This is a genomic window from Lonsdalea britannica (genome assembly GCF_946477055.1).
Lineage (GTDB): Bacteria > Pseudomonadota > Gammaproteobacteria > Enterobacterales > Enterobacteriaceae > Lonsdalea > Lonsdalea britannica_A.
This window is the reverse complement of record NZ_CAMKXG010000165.1, coordinates 1-8,238: the sequence shown is the minus strand read 5'-3', so window position 1 is coordinate 8,238 and position 8,238 is coordinate 1. Positions and strand designations below refer to the sequence as shown.

The window sequence follows — 8,238 nt, the reverse complement described above, 5'->3', positions numbered from 1 at the left end:
ACCTTAATCGGCATACAGCACCTCCCGCAGGTAGTGGGTGTAGTCAGCGGCATCCGCGCTGAATTTTTCCCGTTCAAACGTCACCGGCCGGATGCGCAGGCTGAACGTGCCCGCCTCGACCTCCGCCACGGCCCGGTCATACTCGGCGCGATCCATCGCCCGGAACTGGACGATATCGCCCGCGCGGAAGAACACCATTGAGGCTTGCAGGTAGTCGAGGCGCTGGCTGGGGTCATAGATGGGCGCGGGCGTGACGCCGAACAGCTGATAGCCGCCCGCGCCGCGCACCGAATAGATGCAGCCGAAACAGCCGCCGTGACCGAGCGACAGGCGCGGCGTGTCGGTCCGCGGCCGCAGATATTTAGGCACTTCCAGCTGTTTGGCCTCTTCGACCATCTGAAACATGAAGGGCAGCCCCGCCACGAAGCCCACCATCGACACAAACCACGGCGTGCCGCTGTGCGCGGCGATAAAATCCGCCACCTCGGCGTAACCATTGATGGCGGCGGCATACTCCAAATCGGTCGCCTGCGGATCCTGATGACGATCGCGAAACCGCATCAGCGTTTCATGCGTCCAGGGGTCGTTGTAAAGCACGGGAATTTCGATGATGCGCGTCGACAGCGAGGTGCCAGCGGTGGCCTGCGCCTCTGCGTTTTTCACCTGTTGCAACAGCGCCTCAGGCGCGATGATGTCGGGATTGAAGCGCACCTGAAACGAGGCGTTCGCCAGACAGATATCCAACACGCCCGGCAGCGCCTGCGATTCCAGCGCGCGCGTGATCGCCATGCCGCGAAAGAACGCGTCCAGCGACATGGCTTCGTCGATTTCCGCGAACAAATGTTCGTCGCCGCCAAAGCTGTAACGAATGGCTTTTGTCGTCATGTCACACCTCCTGCGCGGCCGACGCGTCTGCGGCGGTCCGTTCCGTCAGCCAACGTTCCAGCGACGTCGTGGTAAAGTCGCCCGCCTGCAAACGCGCGTCCGCCAGCAGCCATTGGTGCAGCGACTGGGTGGTCGTGATACCGGTGATGCGCAGGTCCGCCAGCGCAGCGGCGGCGCGGGACAACGCCTGCGTGCGGTCCTCGCCGTGAACAACCAGCTTCGCCACTAACGAGTCGTAATACGGCGGAATGCGATACCCCGAGAACAAATGACTTTCGACCCGCACGCCCTCGCCCTGTGGCCAGCTGACATCCGTCACCGTACCGGGACAGGGAAAGAAATGGCGCGCCGGATCTTCCGCATTGATGCGCATTTCGCAGGCCGAACCGCTCAGCGCGATCGCCTCCTGCCGCAAGGTCAGCTTTTCTCCTCTGGCTATCCGCAACATCCACTGCACCAGATCCACGCCGGTGACCATTTCCGTCACCGGATGCTCGACCTGAATACGGGTGTTCATTTCGATGAAATAGAATTGGCCGGTGGCCGAATCGAAGAGATATTCCAGCGTGCCCGCGCCCTGATAAGACAGGCTCTGCGCCAGCTTCACCGCGCTGTCGCACAGCGCCTGACGCTGCGCGTCGGTCAAGGCGGGAGACGGCGCTTCCTCGAAAATTTTCTGCCGCCGCCGTTGCAGTGAACACTCCCGGTCGAACAGATGTACCACCTGTTCGCCGTCGCCGAGGATCTGAACCTCAATATGGCGGGCATGTTCGATAAATAGCTCCAGATACACCGAACCAGAGCCGAAGGCGGCCTTGGCTTCCTGCTGCGCCAGCGGAAAGGCCGCCAGCAGTTCGTCCGGCGATGACACGATGCGAATTCCGCGACCGCCGCCCCCTGCCGCCGCTTTGATCAACAGCGGATAGCCGATGCGCTCCGCCGCCTGCAACGCGTCGTCGAGCGTGGTGATATCCTGCTCAGAGCCAGGCACTACCGGGACGCCAGCGGCCTGCGCGGTACGGCGGGCGGCGGACTTATCTCCCATCGACCGGATCACCTCCGCCGTCGGCCCGACAAAAATCAGTCCGGCCTGGCTAACGGCATCGGCGAACGCCGCGTTTTCCGAGAGAAATCCATAGCCCGGATGGATCGCATCCGCCCCGCTCTCTCGCGCCGCCTGTAGCAGCGCCTGCGCATTGAGGTAGCTTTGGTCGGCCCTCGCCGCGCCGATAATACGACATTCGTCGGCCAGCTGAGCAGGCAACGAGGTGGCGTCCGCCTCGCTGCACGCCGCCACCGTCGGGATACCCAACGCCTGAGCGGCGCGAATAATCCTGACGGCGATTTCCCCTCGGTTGGCAATCAATAATTTATTTATCGGCATCAATATCTCCACTTCCGCGGTGATCAAAATAAACGCTTAGCGATAATAAAAATGTTTATTTAGCGATCGCTTTTAATAATGGCAATAACCTGTCCGGGTTCGATCGGTTCGCCACTTTCCACTTTGAATTCGATTAATTTTCCTGAATGCCCGGCGACCATTTCGGTAAATTGTTTCATGACTTCAATCAGGCCAATAACCGTATCTTCCTGAACATTCTCGCCCTCTTCCATAAAGGGCGGCATCTCGGGTGCAGGTTGCCGATAAAAAACGCCTGGCAAAGGAGAATAAACTTCATATTCTTTCATCGATAATCACTCCTGATACGGCATTATTATTTTTAAAACACCGGTTTCTTTTCGGGTGCGGTAATAGCAATGGATGCGGCTTTTAATAATTCGCAGGTCGCCTTTAACAATTCGTGCGCGCCCGGTGTATCGCTATGCATGCAGACCGAATCGAAAACGATGGGAATATCTTCTCCCTCAACGGTGCGAACGACGCCATCCCGACAGGCGCGGAGCACCTTCTGCGCGACGTCGTCCGGGTTCAGCGCTCCGACCCGGCGGGTGAAGACGATAGAACCGCTCCGGTCATAGTCGCGATCCGCATAAAACTCACAAATTACAGGATGTTGTAAGGACTGGGCTGCTCGCCATACGGCGGTGCCGTGCATGCAGTACAGCAGTAAATTAGGCGCGATCCGATGCAGGGCTTCGACAAAACACTGCGCCGAGGCTTCTTCTTTCGCCAGATGCATATAAAGTGCGCCGTGCGGTTTGATGTGCTGTAATTCCATGTGATATAAGCGCGCCAATTCCCGCAAAGCCCCCAGCTGATAAACGATATCGTTAACTAATTCATCCGGTTGCATAGCAATATAACGACGGCCAAAACCCATTAAATCGCGATAGCCGGGATGTGCGCCAATCTCGACGCCATAATATTTCGCCATCTCGATGGTTTTACGCATGACGGTAGGGTCGCCAGCATGAAACCCGGTAGCAATATTGGCAGAACTTATGAGTGGCATAATTTCCCGATCAATATTGCCGTTAATTACCCAGGTTCCGAAGTCTTCGCCCATATCAGAATTTAGGTCGATGTGTTTTATCATAATAATTTATTATTGGTAGCTCATTGATTTAAAAATAATATAGGGGAAGTTTTTTACAGCCGAATAGCAGTATTTTCTGATAGCAAGCCATCGAAAAAAGAGATCGTAGGATAAGGCCTTATCCCGGAGACATCGCCGGACTGATTTCAGCCCCTTACACCGGAGAAGACCATGCTGACACTACGCCAGATTCGCTACTTTGTCGCCACGGCGGAAATGGGACAGATATCGCAGGCTGCCATTCACCTGAACATCTCGCAGTCGGGCGTCACCAGCGCCATTCAGGAGCTGGAAAGTTTATTGGGAAAGCCGCTATTCCGGCGTTCGGTGCGAGGCATGACGCTGACGGAGACCGGGACTCATTTCCTGCACCACGCCTACTCCATTCTGCGCAGCGTGGACGATGCGTTGCATATTCCTTCCACCGACGACCAGATCTGCGGCCAGCTGAATCTGGCTGCCTCCTACACGGTGATGGGCTATTTTCTGCCTTACCATTTGCAGCGGCTCTCTTCCGCTTTTCCGCACCTGAAGATCAACCTCTACGAGCGGGAGCGCATCGACATCGAACGCGGTCTGCTGGATGGCTCGCTGGATATCGCATTGGTGCTGACCGCTAACCTGACGCTTCCGGGCATCACGTCGGAAACGCTATTTAACTCCGAGCGCCGTCTCTGGCTGCCCAGCCGTCATCCGCTGTGCGACAAGCCGCATCTCACGCTGGCGGACGTCGCCAAAGAACCGTTCATCATGCTGACTGTGGATGAGGCCGACCACAGCGCGATGCGCTACTGGGAGGAAAGCGCACAGCGTCCCCGCGTGATGCTGCGGACCAGTTCCGTTGAAGCCGTACGCAGCATGGTGGCAGACGGGCTTGGCGTCGCGATCCTGTCCGATCTGGTTTATCGCCCCTGGTCGCTGGAAGGGAAACGCATCGAAACCCGCGCGCTGACCGACAATCTGCATCCCATGAACGTCGGGCTGGCATGGCGAAAAGACGCGATATTTACTCCGTCGATGAATGCGTTCCGACTGTGGTTCCGCAGCGCCTTTCTGACCCCGCAGATGAATTTCAACCGCCGCTGACGGGTGCCGAAACCGGCCCGACAGCGCAAACGGTGGAAGTGTGACCCGCCTAACAGCCGCGACACGGCGATTTCAGTAGCCTTGGTTCACACAAATATTGGATTGTCACTGGCCGTCGGCCAGGCAAAACCTGAAAGGTTCTCTTACGAGAGGCCGTTCAGGTTTTTTTTTGTGCCATCACCGAGGTGTCTATGAAAAAAAACCGCTTCACAGGAATCATGGGCGTGACGTTGGCCGCGCTGGCCTTGCCCTTCGGCTCAACGTCCGCCGCCGACCCTCACCGGGTAGAAGCTACGCTTCAGGCGGACCATCCCGGCCCGCCGATTTCTCGCTATATCTACGGCCAGTTTTCCGAACATTTGGGACGAGGTATTTACGACGGTATCTGGGTCGGTCCCGACTCCCCCATCCCCAACACGCGCGGCATCAGAAACGATGTGGTCGCTGCCCTAAAAGCGATCAAGGTGCCAGTCGTACGTTGGCCGGGGGGCTGTTTTGCGGATGAATATCACTGGCGCGACGGCATCGGTCCGCGCGACAAACGCCCGGTGCGTAAAAACAACTGGTGGGGAGGCGCGCTCGAGTCTAACGCGTTCGGCACGCATGAGTTTTTCGACTTTGCCGAACAGATTGGCGCGGACGCCTATGTTTCCGTCAACGTGGCTTCGTCTACGCCGACGGAGATGCGCGAGTGGATCGAATATCTGACGTCCAAAGATCGCGACAGTCTGGCTAACGAGCGTCGCGCCAACGGCCGCGATGCGCCCTTCAAAGTGCCTTTTATCGGCATAGGCAATGAAAGTTGGGGCTGCGGCGGTAATATGACGCCGGAATACTATGCGAACGAATTACGCCGCTGGGGCGCACTGTTCCATAAAAACGGCACCAATTTCCACAACGATAACGACAACACGGCGGTGCGCGTCGGCTCCGGCGCGAATAACGACGACACGAACTGGACCGACGTCGTCATGAAAAACGCCAACGCGCATCTGGACGCCATTTCCCTGCACTTCTATACCGTGCTCACCGGCGACTGGAAGAACCGCAATCAGGCATCCGCCACCGGTTTTCCCGACGCACAGTGGAACGCCATTTTCCAACAGACGCTGCGTATGGATGACGTGCTGCGCCAGCATATCGCCGTCATGGATAAGAACGATCCTGAGAAACGTATCGGTCTGTTCGTCGACGAATGGGGCACATGGTATAACGTCGAACCCGGCACCTATCACGGCCATCTGTTCCAGCAGAACACGCTGCGGGACGGCATTCTGGCGGCCGCCAACTTCAACATTTTCCATCAGCATACCGATCGCGTACGGATGACCAACATCGCGCAGACCATTAACGTGTTGCAGGCGATGATCCTGACGGAAGGCGATAAGATCGCATTAACGCCGACCTACTATGCCTACAAAATGTACGTGCCATTCCAGGATTCGACCGCCATCCCGCTGACGGTAAAAGCGCCTCAACTGACGTATGACGGGCACCCATTCCCGGCCCTCAATGTTTCCGCCGCCAAGGGAAAAGACGGCAAAACGTATATCGGGGTCGCGAATATGAACCAGCACGAGGGCTACGATCTGGCCATTAAACTTGGCACGCTGAAGGTGAAAACGGTGGCGGGAGAAGTGCTGACCAGCACGACGTCGGATGCACATAACGTTCCCGGTCAGGCCGAAGCCATTCACCCTGTCCCTTATCAGGGTGGCAAGATCGACGGGTCGCAACTGAATCTGTCTATCCCAGCAAAATCAGTGGTGGTGGTCAGTCTGGAATAAGGGAGTGCGATTGCGGCAATCAGGACGCCTATTGAACGCGCATTACCTCACGAATGAGGTAATGCGCTGATCAACTTGCCGTGCGCTAACGGCCGATGCGCGGCGGTATGGCGATGCTTGGTTTAGAGTGATTTGACGGCCTTATTGCGCCCCGCGACCGGCGGCAGCACGTCCCGATCAATCCGGACATCAATGACCGTGGGGACCGCTTGCGTAATCGCCGCACGTAGCGCCGTTTCTAATTCGTCATGACGGGTGACCTGAATCCCATCAGCGCCTAAGGCATGGGCGAACAACGCAAAATCGACCTGCGGAATCGCACAATCCAGCGCCGGATAACCGACCGAGTTCAACCCCTGCCGGCACATGTTATAGCCGCCATCATTTAATACCACCCAAATCGCCGGGGCTCGATGCTGAACTGCGGTACTGATTTCGTTATTCATCAGCATCGAACCATCGCCGATGATACCGACGGTGACTTTACCCGACATCGCCAACCCGACAATACCACTGGCATAGTGGCCCATCGTGCCTAATGCTGAGTTGACCCGGTAGCGATTAGGCTTTTGAAACTGCAAGTATCGGTTTGTCCAGACGTGCGAGTTTCCGGCATCAGCCGCCACCAGACAGTCGTATTCATCGATCGCCACCTTCTGAATCACGGCCATCACATCCTTGGGATTGACCAGGCCGTCATTGGTCTTGAGCGGAACCTGACGTTGAAACGACTCGGGTAATGGAATAACCCGCGACAGGTGAGCATGAGGGAGCGTTTTTATTTTTTGGTAGACTCCCTCTAAAAATGTTGAAAGCTCGGCATCAATAACTTCGGTTTCCGGAGGAAGGTTATTTTTAATATCCGCATTTTCCAGGCTGACATAATAGACCTTAATACCTTTTATTTTATTTTGAAGATAATGCGAGCTGGATTCCCCTAATCGCGTTCCCAGAATAACCATTGATTTTAACGAGGGGTGGTGGATAGCGGAAAGAAGCGCCGTTTCATCGCAGCCTAAGCCGGTCGTTCCCAAATATAACGGATGCTTCTCGGGGAAAATACCTTTCCCGCGAGGCGTAGACATAACCGCCGTCTGCGTTTCGATGGCGAGTCGCGTTAATATGTCTGATGCAGAGAGACAACCATATCCATTCCAGATAATGGTATTACCCGCGGCAAGCACTTCCGCTATTTTTTGCTGCTGCGCGGCTAGCGCATCTTCATCTTTCCGGACTATCGGCGAGGGAATATATTGTGTGTTTTCATTGTATTCGTCGTGTGCGACTTCCGACTTTTGGATATGGGGAAGAATGAATATACCGAGCACATGGCCCTGAGAAACTTTAAAATGATTAATGGCGTCGATCGCTTCACTTATTTTTTCTTTTTCATCAATACAGACAACTTGATCGAAGTATCCTGAATTGCCATCTCCCTGCAGGGCGTTGACGTCCTCTACCGTCGTTTGTTGCAACCCCCAAAGCCCGTTACGCTGCGCCGTGGTGATAGGACCAATGAATATCACTTTAGCGCCGTCCAGCTTTGCGGCTCGCACTGCCGTCAATGCATTGATAATACCCGGTCCGGCCGTGGTAAATACGGCGGCGGGCTTGTGCAGGTATAGGCTATATTCAGCAGCACAAAACGTTGCGCCGGTTTCGTGTCGGCAGTGAACGGTTCGAATAGACGATTCTGACAGCGCCCTCCATACAGGGGCAATATAAGCCCCTGAAACCCCAAAGGCGGTATCCACTCCGACACCCTCTAAATATCTAACAAGGATTTCCGCCACTGTCCGCTGTGATATTTCTTCCATAGAGACTTTCCTCATTTTAAGTTCAAGTCAGCATTACATAATAAGATTCGGCAAAATAATTAGGGATAGCATTTATTGAATTCAATACTGAGCATTACAAATACTCAATAAAAGGCGATAGACTCTGACAAAAAATAGGCAGGCCGTTCATGACTTCATATC

The 8,238-nt window shown here is 55.4% G+C and carries 7 protein-coding genes; 2 read left to right on the top strand and 5 right to left on the bottom strand.

Translation table 11 applies throughout. From position 1 onward, the window contains the following. Nucleotides 1–3: 3 nt before the first annotated feature. The 4 genes from Q7O77_RS11700 to Q7O77_RS11685 are packed head-to-tail and all read right to left on the bottom strand — an operon-like array spanning nt 4 to nt 3,386. On the bottom strand, nt 4–885 hold the full coding sequence (locus tag Q7O77_RS11700; protein WP_304167329.1) for an allophanate hydrolase subunit 1: 882 nt from the start codon (nt 883–885) through the stop codon (nt 4–6). 1 nt (nt 886) lies between these two features. Further along, a complete protein-coding gene (locus Q7O77_RS11695; RefSeq protein ID WP_304167331.1) occupies nt 887–2,275 on the bottom strand; it encodes an acetyl-CoA carboxylase biotin carboxylase subunit in 1,389 nt (462 codons plus the stop codon). Between the two features lie 53 nt (nt 2,276–2,328). Next, nucleotides 2,329–2,577, bottom strand: a complete 249-nt coding sequence (locus Q7O77_RS11690) for an acetyl-CoA carboxylase (RefSeq protein ID WP_304167326.1) — start codon at nt 2,575–2,577, stop codon at nt 2,329–2,331. 32 nt (nt 2,578–2,609) lie between these two features. Further along, nucleotides 2,610–3,386, bottom strand: coding sequence for a 5-oxoprolinase subunit PxpA (locus Q7O77_RS11685; RefSeq protein WP_304167322.1), 777 nt, complete (start codon nt 3,384–3,386; stop codon nt 2,610–2,612). 171 nt (nt 3,387–3,557) lie between these two features. Between Q7O77_RS11685 and Q7O77_RS11680 the strand changes: the two genes are divergently transcribed. After that, complete coding sequence (locus tag Q7O77_RS11680; protein ID WP_304167319.1) at nt 3,558–4,472, top strand: LysR family transcriptional regulator; 915 nt, start codon at nt 3,558–3,560, stop codon at nt 4,470–4,472. A gap of 191 nt (nt 4,473–4,663) precedes the next feature. Continuing rightward, a complete protein-coding gene (locus tag Q7O77_RS11675) occupies nt 4,664–6,259 on the top strand; it encodes an alpha-N-arabinofuranosidase (RefSeq protein ID WP_304167316.1) in 1,596 nt (531 codons plus the stop codon). Between the two features lie 122 nt (nt 6,260–6,381). Here the strand turns inward: Q7O77_RS11675 and Q7O77_RS11670 are convergent, their stop codons facing one another. Next, the gene (locus Q7O77_RS11670; protein WP_304167312.1) at nt 6,382–8,076 is read right to left on the bottom strand and encodes a thiamine pyrophosphate-binding protein; all 1,695 of its coding nucleotides are present in this window, start codon (nt 8,074–8,076) and stop codon (nt 6,382–6,384) included. Nucleotides 8,077–8,238: the final 162 nt, after the last annotated feature.

Coding starts and splice junctions, on each gene's coding strand:
- Q7O77_RS11690 (WP_304167326.1), bottom strand. CDS start 2,577: ATGAAAGAATATGAAGTTTATTCTCCTTTGCCAGGCGTTTTTTATCGG.
- Q7O77_RS11675 (WP_304167316.1), top strand. CDS start 4,664: ATGAAAAAAAACCGCTTCACAGGAATCATGGGCGTGACGTTGGCCGCG.
- Q7O77_RS11670 (WP_304167312.1), bottom strand. CDS start 8,076: ATGGAAGAAATATCACAGCGGACAGTGGCGGAAATCCTTGTTAGATAT.
- Q7O77_RS11700 (WP_304167329.1), bottom strand. CDS start 885: ATGACGACAAAAGCCATTCGTTACAGCTTTGGCGGCGACGAACATTTG.
- Q7O77_RS11685 (WP_304167322.1), bottom strand. CDS start 3,386: ATGATAAAACACATCGACCTAAATTCTGATATGGGCGAAGACTTCGGA.
- Q7O77_RS11680 (WP_304167319.1), top strand. CDS start 3,558: ATGCTGACACTACGCCAGATTCGCTACTTTGTCGCCACGGCGGAAATG.